General features: G+C 57.4%; 13 protein-coding genes. 8 read left to right on the top strand and 5 right to left on the bottom strand.

Annotation, left to right across the window (positions count from 1 at the left end; genetic code table 11):
- The first annotated feature begins 107 nt into the window (after positions 1–107).
- The 6 genes from QQJ96_RS13375 to QQJ96_RS13350 all read left to right on the top strand — a co-directional run bounded on the left by QQJ96_RS13375 (position 108) and on the right by QQJ96_RS13350 (position 6493).
- The gene (locus QQJ96_RS13375) at positions 108–2357 is read left to right on the top strand and encodes an ATP-binding protein (protein ID WP_284332507.1); all 2250 of its coding nucleotides are present in this window, start codon (positions 108–110) and stop codon (positions 2355–2357) included.
- A gap of 304 nt (positions 2358–2661) precedes the next feature.
- Positions 2662–3021, top strand: coding sequence for a hypothetical protein (locus tag QQJ96_RS13370; protein WP_284332506.1), 360 nt, complete (start codon positions 2662–2664; stop codon positions 3019–3021).
- A 51-nt stretch (positions 3022–3072) separates the two neighbouring features.
- Positions 3073–3726 (top strand): hypothetical protein, encoded by a 654-nt coding sequence (locus QQJ96_RS13365; protein ID WP_284332505.1) that lies wholly within the window; start codon positions 3073–3075, stop codon positions 3724–3726.
- Between the two features lie 202 nt (positions 3727–3928).
- The gene (locus QQJ96_RS13360) at positions 3929–4168 is read left to right on the top strand and encodes a hypothetical protein (protein WP_284332504.1); all 240 of its coding nucleotides are present in this window, start codon (positions 3929–3931) and stop codon (positions 4166–4168) included.
- Positions 4165–5436, top strand: a complete 1272-nt coding sequence (locus QQJ96_RS13355; protein ID WP_284332503.1) for an eCIS core domain-containing protein — start codon at positions 4165–4167, stop codon at positions 5434–5436. Before QQJ96_RS13360 ends, QQJ96_RS13355 begins: the two co-directional genes overlap by 4 nt.
- A gap of 157 nt (positions 5437–5593) precedes the next feature.
- A complete protein-coding gene (locus QQJ96_RS13350) occupies positions 5594–6493 on the top strand; it encodes an alpha/beta fold hydrolase (protein WP_284332502.1) in 900 nt (299 codons plus the stop codon).
- A 154-nt stretch (positions 6494–6647) separates the two neighbouring features.
- Here QQJ96_RS13350 and QQJ96_RS13345 read toward each other — a convergent pair whose 3' ends face one another.
- Positions 6648–7628: a hypothetical protein gene (locus QQJ96_RS13345; RefSeq protein WP_284332501.1), complete on the bottom strand. Its 981-nt coding sequence runs from the start codon at positions 7626–7628 to the stop codon at positions 6648–6650.
- 299 nt (positions 7629–7927) lie between these two features.
- Positions 7928–9496, bottom strand: coding sequence for a GH39 family glycosyl hydrolase (locus QQJ96_RS13340; RefSeq protein ID WP_404649109.1), 1569 nt, complete (start codon positions 9494–9496; stop codon positions 7928–7930).
- 330 nt (positions 9497–9826) lie between these two features.
- On the opposite strand from QQJ96_RS13340, the gene QQJ96_RS13335 reads away from it, so the two are divergent.
- Positions 9827–10687: an SDR family oxidoreductase gene (locus QQJ96_RS13335; RefSeq protein ID WP_284332499.1), complete on the top strand. Its 861-nt coding sequence runs from the start codon at positions 9827–9829 to the stop codon at positions 10685–10687.
- A 243-nt stretch (positions 10688–10930) separates the two neighbouring features.
- Here QQJ96_RS13335 and QQJ96_RS13330 read toward each other — a convergent pair whose 3' ends face one another.
- From QQJ96_RS13330 to QQJ96_RS13320, 3 genes are all read right to left on the bottom strand, one after another.
- Positions 10931–11425, bottom strand: a complete 495-nt coding sequence (locus QQJ96_RS13330; RefSeq protein ID WP_284332498.1) for a universal stress protein — start codon at positions 11423–11425, stop codon at positions 10931–10933.
- Between the two features lie 141 nt (positions 11426–11566).
- Positions 11567–12451 (bottom strand): universal stress protein, encoded by an 885-nt coding sequence (locus QQJ96_RS13325; RefSeq protein WP_284332497.1) that lies wholly within the window; start codon positions 12449–12451, stop codon positions 11567–11569.
- 18 nt (positions 12452–12469) lie between these two features.
- Entirely contained in the window at positions 12470–13042 is a 573-nt protein-coding gene (locus QQJ96_RS13320; RefSeq protein WP_284332496.1) for a GNAT family N-acetyltransferase, read from the bottom strand.
- 192 nt (positions 13043–13234) lie between these two features.
- On the opposite strand from QQJ96_RS13320, the gene QQJ96_RS13315 reads away from it, so the two are divergent.
- Complete coding sequence (locus QQJ96_RS13315; RefSeq protein WP_284332495.1) at positions 13235–14038, top strand: universal stress protein; 804 nt, start codon at positions 13235–13237, stop codon at positions 14036–14038.
- The last annotated feature ends 216 nt before the right edge of the window (positions 14039–14254 follow it).

Here is a 14254-nt window from a genome sequence, read left to right as displayed (position 1 = left end):
ATTGCACAGGTGGGCGAAGACTCCACCTTATATCGACTTGGCAGCCTGGATCTTTTTGCCGACAACGGGCCCGCAGAAATGGGCAACATTGCTCATGCGAGGCAGGCATGACTGAGCAAGAGAAGCATCCAGGAAGCTCAGCGGTACCGCTTTCCATGGATTATTTTCTTGGCTTGCCTACCGATGCGAGTGATGACCGAGCGCTATCTTCGCTGGTTGAGCGATACGCTCAAATATTCCGAAGTGCTTCGGAGACAGTCCTTATCACCATGGACACCCATGGTGTCATCACAGGATGGAGCGAAGGTGCCCACTGCGTGCTGGGATGGTCGGAGGAGGAGATGATAGGTCAGTCGCTAAGTCGGATTTTCCCTCCGGAAAGCGATGGCGATCAGCTTTTGAAGAACGAAATTGCCGATGCGCTTCGGTTGGGCAGAGGTGGATCGGAAGGATGGCGGATTCGTAAGAGCGGCAGGCGGCTCTGGGCTATCGGCGAAACCAAACCGCTGTTGGATGACGCACAACAAACTGTTGGCTTATTGAAAATTCTACGCGATCGCACGGACGAGCATGAGGCTCAGCTGAAGCTTCGGGAGCAAACGCGGATCTTGGAAATTTTAAACCGAACCGGTACGGTGCTTGCACGCGAAAATAACCTCAACACGATCGTGCAGGCCGTCACCGACGCAGGTGTCGCTTTAAGCGGCGCCGAGTTTGGTGCCTTTTTCTACAACCTGACCAATGATGCCGGTGAGAGATACACGCTCTATACCATTTCCGGCGTGCCTCGGGAGGAGTTTTCGAAGTTCCCCATGCCCCGCAACACGGCCATCTTTGGGCCGACGTTCAGAGGCGAAGGGATCGTCCGTTCCGACGACATCATGCAAGACCCACGCTACGGAAAAAACGCACCCTACTCGGGAATGCCCCAGGGTCATCTTCCTGTTCGAAGTTACCTCGCCGTGCCCGTGATCTCTCGTTCCAGCGAGGTTTTAGGTGGCTTGTTTTTCGGCCATTCCAAGCCTGGTGTGTTCACGGACCAGTCGGAACGGAACCTCGGGGGACTCGCGGGCGAAGCGGCGATAGCCATCGACAATGTGCAGTTGTTCCGGGCATCTCAGATGGAAATCGAGGAACGCCGGCGGGCCGAGGAGACGTTGCGCACGCTTAATGCCGACCTGGAAAAGGAAGTACGCGAACGAAGCGAGGCATTGCGGCAAGCACAGAAAATGGAGGCGGTAGGCCAACTGACTGGCGGTATCGCCCACGATTTCAATAACCTGCTGCAGATCATCGTGGGCAACCTCGACCTTGTCTCACGTCAGCTTCCAGAAGACATGGGAAGGCTTCGCCGTGCAATCGCAAACGCCATGGCAGGCGCAGAGAGAGCGACAACCCTGACCAGGCGCTTGCTCGCCTTCGCGCGTCGACAGCCGCTTAGCCCGAAATCCATCGACATCAACGTGCTTGTCCACGGTATGTCGGAAATGTTTCATCGGGTTCTGGGTGAGACCATTGAAATCGAGACCGTGCTTGGCTCGGGGCTTTGGAAAGCGGAGGTTGATCCTAACGAGCTGGAAAACGCATTACTCAACCTGGCCGTAAACGCACGCGATGCCATGCCTTTTGGCGGTCAACTGACCATTGAAACGTTCAACGGGTATATCGACGAAATCTACGCCGCGCGATATGCAGAGGTGGCGGTCGGGCAATACGTCGTCATCAGTATCACCGATACAGGTATCGGCATGAGCGAAGAGACGGTCTCGCGCGTCTTCGAGCCGTTCTTTACGACGAAAGCGGAAGGGAAAGGCACGGGCTTGGGGCTCAGCCAAGTTTACGGCTTCGTCAAACAGTCCCATGGTCATGTGAAGTTATATTCGGAAGTGGGGCAAGGAACGACCGCAAAGATCTATTTACCGCGCGTTGAGGGAGAGCTTGAGGACAAAGATGTCAAAGACGTTAGTGCCGTTCCTGAATCAATATTCGGCGAAACCATTCTTGTGGTGGAAGACGATCGGGATGTGCGGAGCTACTCGGTCGCGGCGTTAAGCGATCTCGGCTATCGGGTGCTCGAAGCCGTTGACGGCCCTTCAGCCATCGCCTTGCTTGCCAGTCATAAGGTCGATCTTGTCTTTACTGACGTGGTGCTTCCTCGAGGCCTGACGGGGGCGGACGTGGCCAGGGAGGCGGCCACCATCCAGCCGGGAGTAAAAGTTCTTTACACCACCGGCTACGCACGCAACGCGATCGTCCATCAAGGTAGATTGGATCGTGGCGTACAGCTCATCACGAAGCCATTCCGGTATAGCGATCTAGCCGCCAAAGTTCGTGCCGTACTCGATGGGGTCACCTAGCCCAAAACGACGCCCCCTTGCTTGGCAGGGGAGGGCTGGGGCTGAGATATCCCTACGTTTTTGTCCCCGCGCGTTTGCTCCATTTGCCGATCTGGATCAGTTGGTTCATGACTTGAAGGCCATCCGATTGTCAGGGCTCTCATTGGTAGCCTGTCGGATTCGCTTGAGCCATTCGACACAGCTGCCGTAGCAGACCCCACCTTTTAGATCCAGGGCGTGGGGAAAGGCGATATCGATAATCCGGGTGCTTTGATTCCAGCTCTTGACCCGGCAATCAGTTAGCGTGCTCATTCAGATATCCCCCATGAGGGTCTCACACGCACTCAGCCTGCAAACGCTTGATCACGCGCAGACATTCTCCTGGCATGGCCGGATGCAGCCGGTGGCGGCTTCGCGGCCGCTCCCGGGCTACCACATTGTTACCAGTCCCGACGGCAACACCAATGCGCACGGCTATTATCCGCAGGAATTCGCAACCGTGTACGACGCCGGCAGCGCACCGGCCGCGACCAATACGACCGCGGCCATCATTGGCTGGGGCAGCATGACCAATGCGGTCAACGACCTGACCCAAATGGAAAGCGGCCAGGGCCTTGCCGCCGTATCGACCCAGGTGGTGATCCTCGGCGGCGACAATGGCGACGATTCCGGCCAGGGCGAGTGAGGCATGGATGCGCAGGCCATCGTCGGCACCAGCTTGGCCTAGCCATTGTTCATGGGCGCCTGGGCGCGGCTAGAGACGGCCAACGGCAATGCGTTGGGTTTTGCGCCGCCATCGTTGAGCGCCTATGCCGGCATGTTTCCTTTCCACGACGTGACGTCCGGCAATAACGGCTATTGCAGCGCCACCGCGGGGCGAAACGATGCAACGGGTTGGGGCAGCTTCGACATTCAGGTCGCCAAGGCTTTCATCGCCACCAATCCGGGTTTCATTTCCGGCGGCTCCGGCGGGGCCACTCATCTGGGAATGACCTGGGCCAGCTTCTTTCCGACCAACACGGCGGGCCTGGTCCATGTAGGCAACGACAGCAGCACCAATCCCTACAGCGGGGATACCGCAACAACTTCGGCGTTGCCTGTAATGTGCATCAACGTTGGCAGCAGTGCGCTGCCCTATGGCATCACCACTGATTATTACGATGGATGGACCAGCGGTACGGTTGCCTTCACCGGGGCGATGCCGGGATCGCAGCTGACCAGCCGGGAGGTGGCGGACGGCAAGTGCGCTACCGCCTTCGGCAGCGGTTGGCGCATGGCCGAGTTCCATGATGGCGGCGGCTGGAGTTACTGGAGCTATGGCACGACGCCCGGTGGCCTGGGCCGATTCTGGGTCGCCATCAACGAGCAGCCGGCCAATCCCTGGAATTAGCGTGATCGGTAACGGAACGGAGCGGGCATACTTTGCCCGCTCCGTTCAGGCCAAACGGTGCGTCCCGATTGAGGGCGGGGTCGTTTTTTAGCCAATGGCGCAGAACATCGGCAAGGGGGACTGGATTGTTAGTTGAAAATAGAGCGGATAAAGTTCGAAAACTTCGACATGCACAGCTTGCCCGTCATCAAAAGGGGATGATGTGAAGACGCCGGACGAGGTTGCCAAAGTAATTAACCACGGAAAGGCCGACCCAGTTAGGGCGTCCATTCTGGTGTTCATGGTCCTCGCCCCAGGACTGGCCCTGATGGGCCTTTTCGCGGCAATGCTGTTTGCTTGCCTCAAGCGTCCGCACTCGGGACGCCTGATGTCGATGGTGTTTGCCGTGGCGTTCAGCGTGTTTTCGCCATGCCGTGGGACCCTATGGAGTCTTGCACAATGAAAGAAGCACTGCCGGCACAACGCGCTTTGGCGCGACCGATAGAACTCGACAGGCATTCGGGGCAGGGACCGGGACATCCGTTGCAGCGCCTGGTGGATTCGAGCAAGCGCCAGGCCGCGCAGTTGCAGCGCCTGAAACAGCTGCAGCCTGAACCTGTGCGCGAAAATCCCCATGGCCTGCCAAGCCAGCTGCGTAACGGCATCGAAGCGTTATCCGGCGTCGATGTGGGAGATGTCACCGTGCATCGAAATTCCACGAAACCGGCCCAGCTCAATGCGGCGGCTTATGCCCAAGGCAACGAGGTTCATCTTGGTCCGGGGCAGGAGCAGCATCTGCCTCATGAAGCGTGGCATGTGGTTCAACAGCGGCAGGGTCGAGTGAAGCCGACGATGCAGATGAACCAGGGCGCCCTGGTCAACGACGATCGTCACCTGGAGCGTGAGGCTGATGTCATGGGCGCGAAGGCGGCCCAATTGAAACCCTCCCCAGGGCATGAACATCAGGAACCTGGCACGGCAGCAGCCACAGCATCGTCGCCAGGCGTTGCCCAATTCGTCATAACGCGCTCGATGCAAAAGACGATCAATGAAACCGTCTTTACCGATGAGGACGATGCCGCTGACATGAGACGTTTCTTGAGCGGGCGCGTCTCGGAGAGTGAGATAGAGGAAATCATCAATCGAATCTGGTCAAAGACCAAGCGTGGCGTTGATGATGATGTTTTTGGCGATTACCAAGGCGGGATTTCCGGCGAATTCAACGAAAGCGACGAGGATGCCATGAATGTCGCCGATCATGGCGGATTGGATAATTTTGAAAATCCTGAAGGAATCGACCAGTACATAATGGGCGAGTTTGGAGTGGCGCAGTTGGCCCGCAAGGGCGGGACGCTGTCCGGTCCAAAATCGTACGCTTCGAGCAATTTCGGACAATTCACCAACGTTTCCTATAGGTTGGGCGGGAAGGGCTCGATCGATTTCACCAACCCTAGTGCGAGAACGGCATGGAGTAACCCGGTACTACCCAATTCAGAGGTCGAACTAAGCCATGCCGGCAAGACGATTGACAAGAAGAACCGCGCCCAGCACTTTGCCATCGGCGATGCGCTCTATGCCAAGAAACATGGTAAAGGAACGGCCTCCACGACCACCCATTTGCGCAAGGGTAAGTGGACTTGGCACCATCTCGAAGCGCCTTACAAGATGGTCTTGGTCGATATGGCCGCGCATGCCAAGCATGGACACAATGGTGGCGTCTATCTGTGGTAGGGCGTTTTCTGGAATGAAATGATGCCGGGGTGCCAAGACATTTACGGCATGTAACGGACACCTGCGAGACGCCCGATGTAAAGCATGCTTGACATTCCGGGAGGGATGCATCTAATCTGCGCGTGTCAAGCTTCCTTGACATACATGGAGATGTCTCATGCGTAGATGGTCCCTTGTTTTGTTGCTTGCTCTGGCATCCGCCCCGCTTTGGGCAGCTAACTCAGCGCCTGTCACTACGGGCAGCCTCAAGATCGAGCAGCATGGCAACCACGGCAGCTCAATCGTCCTGATTCCCGGCTTGGCCGGTGGCCCCTGGGTCTGGCAGGACACGGTGGCCAAGCTCGAAAAGGACCACGTGGTCTATGTGCTTACCTTGGCCGGATTCGATGGCACGCAGGCGCCAGTCAATGGCGGCAACCTCTTCGATCTCGCCGATCAATCGCTCTACCAATGGCTGCAAAAGGCCAATCTTCGCAAACCCATCCTGGTTGGCCACAGTCTGGGAGCCACGCTCGCCCTGCGTTTTGCCAGTGAGCACCCCGATCTGATCTCGGGCGTGGTTGCCGTTGATGGTCTGCCGTTATTCCCCGGCATGGACCGGGTTAGCGACGAGCAGCGCAAGATGATTGCCGCCAATATGCAAAAGCAGTTGTCGTCGGCTACGCCGGAGCAGTTCAAGGCGCAACAGCTTGCCTATATGCAGAAAGTGGGTGTGATCGACCCGGATCTCGCCAAGCGCTATGCACCCTTGAATGCACGGAGCGATATCAAGGCCACCGCCCAATATGCGGCCGAGGACTTCGCCGATGACTTGCGTCCCGGACTGAAAAACGCCAACGTACCGATTCTGGAAATCTCGCCCTACAACGCCCCCGATTTCAGCAGTGGCCCGATGGCGATGAGCGAACAGCAGAAGGTCGACTACTACAAGAGCCTGCTGAGCAATGCGCCGAACGCCAAAGTGGTGTCGATCTCGCCGTCCCGCCACTTTGTCATGCTTGATCAACCGCTGAAATTCCAGCAAACACTCGCTGGCTTCATTGCGTCGGTGCATTGATCCATGAGTACAGATAGCGGTTCGCTAGATTAAGCCTTTGGCGGCACACCGGTCTCCCGCCGGTGTGCCGCCAAAGAATTTGGCATACGCGAACGACTTAGTATCGGTAGAGGAGGGCGCTCGACCAGGCCTTTACCAAGGACCGGGCACGGGTTCAATAATCCGGCACTTCGTAGTAGTCCAGGCGATCGTATTCATCGTTGAACTCGGTCTTCGTCATCAGGTTATAGGCGGCCGGGTTGTCTTCCATATGGCGCTTGATGTTATTGACATGCGATTGACCAATCTTCCAGACGCCTATGGAAGCGGATTTTGCTATCGCCGCTTCATGCATGGCCTTCGAACGCAGGAAATCAAGGTTTGGCCCTTCCATCACGTTCTTTACCATATTTGCCGCTGAAGCCTGGAATTGCGCAAGCAATGTCTTGACCCTTTCCCGGTCGGCCGGTTGATAAGGATGCAAGTTGTTCAACTCCTGCAGAGCCTGTCTTGCCAAATCGAAGTAGGCATGCCTGCGGTGATTGATCTGATCCCGTAGTTGTCCACCCTCGGCAGAAAGTGCAGCTCCCCCGGAATAGCGATCGCCCACCGAGCCGGCGTATTCGCTTTCAACCAGGTCTATAACGGGGGAGGTCGAACGCCAGATGCGCTGGGCATGCTCGGGAATATAGGAAGGTGGCAGCTTGGTGGTGACCAAGGTATTCCACAGGCTCCTCAGCACATGCATGTTGCGAAGGAACCGGAGTATTTTCGGATCCGCATCCACCTCCTGGCCATTGACGTTTACCTGGAAGTCCGGCTCGGTCCAGTACCCGCCATCGGTTACCCATTGAGTGACATAAGCCTCACGTACCCGCCTGAGTTTGCTTTCATTGTGATCTTCGCCAGCCACGTTCAACATGCTGGCTGAAAACGGCTTCATTTGCACAACCGATCCGTCGGCCGTGCGCTGCAGAGCCTGTAACTGGCGAACCTGAGGGCTATCGTCGGCCGCTTGTTGCAGCCGTCGCTGGGCAATGTCACGGGGCCGGTTGTCCGCGCCCCAAGGGGGAACGAACGCTTTCGCGGCGAAGTGGCTGGCAGCGGTGCCGGTTTTGCGTTCCGCGCCTTCTAGGCTTCGATCAGGTGTTTTCATTTCAGATCCCGTTGGCTGCCAACCTAACGCTGAGTTAAGTATTACCGCACGTGCATCCGCCTGAAGGGTCAGGTGACTATGAGACGCATGATCTCAATTCGCACGCGGGAAGTCACCTGTAGTGCGTAGGTTGGGATGTTAATCCCAGCATTGGGATGCCGCATGGAACGCTGGGATTATCATCCCAGCCTACGTGCTCGATGGCTTCATCGCGCCAATGCATTGATCCATCGGTACAATCCGCCTGAATCTTTGGTGGCACACTGGTCTCCTGTCGGTGTGCCGCCAAAGATTTTTCACTACATGGGGGTGATTTCCATCAACACGACGTCATTGGATCGCATGGGAATGGAAACACGGCCACTGCCATTTGCCTGGATAACCAGGCGCTGTTGCGTCGGCGTATCGTCTGTCAGGGATTGCAGCTGCTTCAATTGAATCGCGTTCAATGATTTTGGTGAGCCCATGCGTAGATAGGCCGTATACGCATCGTTGGCATCAAAGCCGGTTCGATAGAGTGCGACCAGATACTTGCCTGGACGAAGATGTTCGATTTCAAGGTCGACGTTTCCAGTGGGATGCGCAGCAAGCACCTTGGTGTAAAACGGTCGATTGCTCTTGTCCTGCTTCGGTTGCACGAAGTCCCACATCAACGCCTTGAGCACGCCGTCATTCCAGGTCACATAGCTTTGCTCATCACTGGTTTTCAGTTCGTTGGAACCCAGGCGATTGAGGTACTTGTAGGCGAAGTAGACCGGCTTGCGGATGCCTTGCGGATTCAGCAGCCCGAAGCCGCCCTGGAACGGCGCCGTGGGCGGGCCCGGCTCTTCAAATAGATCGCTGAAGGTCCAGTAGCTCATCCCCTGCGCCATGCCTTCGGACGCCTTGAGCTTGCTGAGGACATAGGCGGCGCTCACATACGAATCGTGCACAGCATCGCGTGGTGTATAGCTGGTGCTCCATTCGGTGAAATACAGTGGCAGGCCGGGTTTGGAGGAGTGCTCGATCTGCTGGCGAACGCGGCGCACATCGCCAACGATCGCATCCGGCGAGGACGAAAGCTTGGTATCGCTTTCACCATGTTCGTCGAGGAAACCGCCATCCACCCCATAAGTATGCGTCGTGATGAAATCGAGCGGCACATTCGCCTGAGTGGTGTGCTCGATCAGCTCCGGTACCCAGGCGGCGCCCGCAGTAGCAGGGCCGCCCACTTTCAACTGAGCATCGACCTGCTTGATGGTATGCGCAGTCGTATCGAACAGCTGGAAATAGGCCTTTTGATCGCCGCCCTCCCAGAAACCCGCCAGATTGGGTTCGTTCCACACTTCGAAATACCAGCTACGGACTTCCTGCTGACCGTAGCGCTGTTCCAGATGGCGCACGAACGCGTCAACCAGTGCACTCCATTTGGAAAGCACGGGATGGGACGTGTTTCCTTTCCAGTAAAAGATGTGCTGATCCGAAGTCTTCATCGCCTCGGGTGTGAAACCCAATTCCACGAAAGGTCGAATGCCCATCGCCAAGAGCCGGTCATAGAGACGATCGATCTTGGTCCAGTCGTAAACGGGCTTGCCGTCGACTTCGCGGTAAGTCCCAAGCACGTCATGAAAGATGGCGTGAAAGCGGATGTAGCGAAAACCTAGTTCCGCCTCCACCGTTTTGAGCTGGGCCAAACTGTCATCGCGGATGAGCGTGCCGGGGTAATCGGAACCAACAGAAAAGTTATAGAAGCGATCAAGCGGCGCCGATGCATCTTGCACGTCGATGACGATATGCCGCTCGTTTTGTCCGGCCTGAACGGCAAGAGCCAGACAAGCAAGCACGCACGCTACGCCATTCACTACCGCCCATCTACGAAGCCGGGTCATTGTCATTGGATGCATATGCTTTCCCGCCCATTGTGGCTGCAACAAGTCCAGCAAATAGCGGGTGGTGATATCTACAGGTAAGCTTTATGATTTTGACAAGACGGCAGGGTTAGTCCTGATCCGGCACCACGAAGGTGTTGGACTGCTTTGCGGAGACGGTTGGAGAGGAGGGGCCATGCTTGCGCGATGTTTCGTGTCGTAGGCTGGGATGACAATCCCAGCGTTTCATTCGGCATCCCAATGCTGGGATTGTCATCCCAGCCTACGTGCTAAATCAAGCGGACCGGATGGGTATTTCGATCAGGCTTCATGTATGCGAGGGTTCTGCTTATGGCAAGGGTGCTAATAGCCGGCGCGACGGGCTATCTCGGCGGTTTCCTGCTTGCTGAAGCAAAGGAGCGAGGGCATGAAGTACGCGCGCTGACCCGTTCCGAGCACCAATTGTCGGGTGCTTCGGCATCCATCGACGAGGTATTCGTCGGCGAAGTTACCAAGCCGGCGACTTTAGTTGGGATTGCCAAGGACGTTGATGTTGTTATCTCTGCGATCGGCATTACCCGCCAAAAGGACGGTTTGACTTATGAAGACGTTGACTATCAGGGCAACGCAAACCTTCTTAGGGAAGCCGTCAAATCCGGTGTAAGGAAGTTTGTGTATGTGTCGGTGCTACACCCTGAAAAAATGGCGAGCCTGAAGGTCGTCCAAGCCAAGGAGCGCTTTGTCCGTGAACTCCAAATGTCCGGCATCGATCATACGGTAATTCGGCCGAATGGCTACTTTTCGGACATGCTTGCCTATCTGAAGATGGCCAAGAGCGGTCGGGCTTTTGTCTTCGGTCGAGGTGAGTTCCTCATCAATCCGATATCCGGAAGGGATGTCGCCGCTAAATGTGTCGACGCCATCGATCTTGACGACCCGGAAATTAGCTTTGGTGGGCCTGCGACAATCACGCACCGAGAGATAGCCCAGCAGGCATTTGATGCACTTGGTACCAAGTCGAAGGTGACATGTATCCCGGTGCCATTCGCCAAGGCTTTATTGTGGCTCGTTAGAAAGCTCACGCCCACGACAGTCTACGGGCCACTGGAATTCTCACTGACAGTTATTACCACGGACATGGTGGGACCTGCTTACGGAAAGGACAGCTTGGGGGATTTCTTTCACGATGAAGTAGCCCGTAAGCACATATGACGGCCGAAAATGCAGTCATCCGATAGACTTAGAGATAACTTATCGAAATAGGTGTCGGCCCAAGACTACCTTTACGAACGGTCTACTGCTTGGTCGATGACCGTCCCTTGCGCAGCACGTATTGGCAGGCATTCATGCGACAAGGGCGCTAGCTTGCGGCGGCATCTACCTCTGAGGTATCCCCCGCGGGTATTCGACATCGGTGGCTGCAGCCGAAAAGGCATGATGCATTCCGTCCTTGGCCTATCGACAAACCAGCACCGGTACCGGGCAGCCGGCCAGCACCTTCTGCGTTTCGCTGCCCAGCAGGAGCCGGTTCACACCATGCCAACCGTGCGTGGCCATCACGACCAGGTCGCAGTGGTGCTCGGTCACGGCATTCAGAATGGCTTCGTGAGGATGCTCGCCGAACATGTAATGGCATTCGCAGGCCACGCCGGCTTCTTTGGCCTTGCTCTTGGCCTCGCTCAAATAACGCGATGCACTTTCTACTGCGTGCTGGCTGTAGCCAAGTTCTGCTGCGGCGAGAAATTCGCTCACGTAGGCCATGGTGTTGTACGGCGGCACAACGTGCATCACTACTGCGATGGCGCCGAAGGTCTTCGCCAGTTCCAGGCCTACCCCGAAAGCGTTCCGTGACAGCTGCGAGCCGTCAATCGGCAACAGAATGCGCCTGAATGGGACTGCCCTCTGTGCGGTGCCGGATTCAGGGCTGGTATCGATAGCGTAGATGGACATGGGCGGCCCTTGCGATTCTCGTGCTTGCATTTCCTGTAACCCATAGTGAGACACGCGAAAGCAGGCGTATTGACCTTTGTCAAGCGCAGGCCGGGATAACCATCCCGGCCTGCATCAGCTCAATCAGGCGACATCCCCGACTCAATGCTGCATGAACACTGGAATGCCGGCGTGCGCCATGACATGCCGCGTGGCGCCGCCCAGCACCCGCTCGCGAATGCGCGAATGCCCATAACCGCCCATGACCAGTAGGTCGGCACCCTCGTGCTTGGCACGATCCAGCAATGCCTTGCCGGCCTCGTCCGCGGATACGTTGAGGTAACACACTTTGGTGGCGACCCCGTGATGCATGAGGTAGATCATGGGGTCCGGCTCGACCACGCTGAGTTCGCGGGGATGGGGTTCGCGGACATGGCCGTTGATCAGAATAACTTCCCTGGCAAGTTGGAGCAGGGGCAGTGCACTATGCAAGGCGCGCGTGGATTCAAAACTGCCGTTCCAGGCCACGACGATGCGTTGGAATGACGGTGTCCTGTCCCAGTGCGGCGGCAACACCAGGCATGGTATGCGGCTACACAGCATGGCCTCGCCGAGGATGTCGAAGATGCGCGTTTCGTCCACCATGTCGCGCTCGACGATGGCAAGGTCATGCCAGGCGCCTAGCTTGCGCAGCGTGGGAGCAATCGCTGTACGCGTCACCATCCAGGCCACGTGACGCGCGCCATGTTCTTTTGCGTAAGTCTGGAATGTCTCCGTATCATCAATCCATTCCTGCCCAATGTCCGCCAACAGGCTGAGGACCGAGGGGTCATCCTCCAGTGCGCGTTGTTCGCGCAGGCAGCCGGGGACGTAGCAACCGGTTACGTTGCTGTGCCACAGCGCCGCGAAGTCGATCGCCGTCAGCAGCGCAGGGCTCCAGGGGGCTACGGACGTACCCAGTGCCAGCACGTCATGAAAACTCGATGGCGTATGCGCCAGCCGGCGTGATGCGCTGACACTCGTGCGGCGGGATGCTTCGATGCTCATCTTGGTTCTCCGGCAGCGTTACAACGGCAGGGAGTGGATCACCGTCCTGGGATCATCCGGATGGGATTCGCACTGGAACCCCAGGAAGCTGGCCAGCTCGCGCATCGGCTCGTTGGTGGCGTCATCGATCGAAAACATCCTTGTGAACCGGTTCTTACGCGCAACATCGATCAGGTGCCGCATCAGCAACACGGCCAATCCTCGGTGGCACCAATCGTCGGCCACCGTCACGGCGCATTCGCACTGCTTGCCGTCGCCAGTGGCTGAATAGCGGCTGATGCCCACCTCGCGCAAATGGCCGTTGTCGTGCGCAAGAGCCACGAAAGCCATGTCATGGGTATAGTCAACGTGCATCAACTGGTCGAGCAGCGATTTGCCAGGCTCTTTAAAGCTGCCAAGAAAGCGGTAGCGCTTCGCTTGCGGCGACAGCCGACGGATGAACTCTTCTTCACGCGTCCGATCGCTCTCGCGCAGCGGCCGCACCAATACTCGAGTACCGTCACGCAACGACTCGATCCAGTGATCGCCGGTCAGGGCAGGGAAGTCCGCGGTGCTCGACGCGGCGGTAGAAACCTTGGTGGTGGATAACATGACCGGACCCTCGCTTTGGGTGTTGTCTGTGGGAATACGCCTCTACTTTTAGCCGGATACCGGTGGGCGCCACTTGACGGGAATCAAGCAGGACCCACATAGCCGCAGGCGATATTGCTTGACCGGGATCAACACGCCTGTGAGCGAAAGGAGCAACGGTAGGGCACGTCATCGCTTCTTCGGTAAAGTGCCATGTTGGAGCTGCTCATCAATGTCGAAACCCTGCGTGACGATGATCCGGCCGTGCAGGCCGGCATGGCCCTGGCCAGTCACCATCAGGCCTATGTCACGGGCCTTAACATCATCGAGGTCTACCCCTCGACCATGGCCATGCCGGATGTGGCCGTAGTGCTGGCGTCGGAGGAGGAGGAAGCAAAGGCCTGTGACGCATGGTGGACGGGCAAATGCCAACAGAATGGCGTGAACGGCGCGTGGGAGGTAATTCGCGGCATGTACGTACCGGTATTGGCCCGGCGCTCCTGCATGGCGGACATCACCATCAGCCGCCTCCCCCATGAAAAGGATGCGCTTCCCAGTGGCATGGATTACTTGACGCGGGCGCTGCTGTCCTCGGCGTCACCCATGCTGCTCGTCCCATCTTCCCCTAAGGAGCCGTTTCGGCTGGAACAGATCCTGGTGGCATGGAACAGTTCGCTGCCATCCATGCACGCCTTGCGTGCCTCGCTGCCGTTGCTTCGTGATGCCACCGAGGTATGCCTAATAGATGGATCCAGCGACGAGTTGCCCGGCATGGCCCCGCCGCCCCTTCCTGTAAAGGATTGGCTGAAGCGCCAAGGCATCGTGCCGAACATCGTGCAAGGCTTTCCCACCGGCAGCCACGTCGGAGAAGCCTTGCTCGAACACGCCCGAACCATGCGCGCGGATCTGCTGGTGATGGGCGCGTGGGGGCATTCGCGCCTCAACGAAATGGTACTGGGTGGAACGACGCGACATGTGCTGAAGCATACGAAGCTACCGGTCCTGGTAGCCCATTAAATGCACATGTAGATACTGGGATTGTCATCCCGGCCTACGTGGCTCAGTCGATCGCCCGGACCCCGCTCATTGCATGGGACATCCGATGCCGTAGCTCGACCAGGACGGCCATCCTGTTACAGACTGTTACAAACCGTTGCCGACCGGAATTTCGTTCGTTACGCAGCGCGCCTAGAGTCAACCCTGCAGTCAACGGTGGCTGCGTTTTTCGGGGAA

The sequence above is a fragment of the Dyella flagellata genome (assembly GCF_030160275.1).
Lineage (GTDB): Bacteria > Pseudomonadota > Gammaproteobacteria > Xanthomonadales > Rhodanobacteraceae > Dyella_B > Dyella_B flagellata.
Note: the sequence above shows the minus strand (reverse complement) of the source record. Positions and strands in the feature narration are given on the sequence as shown.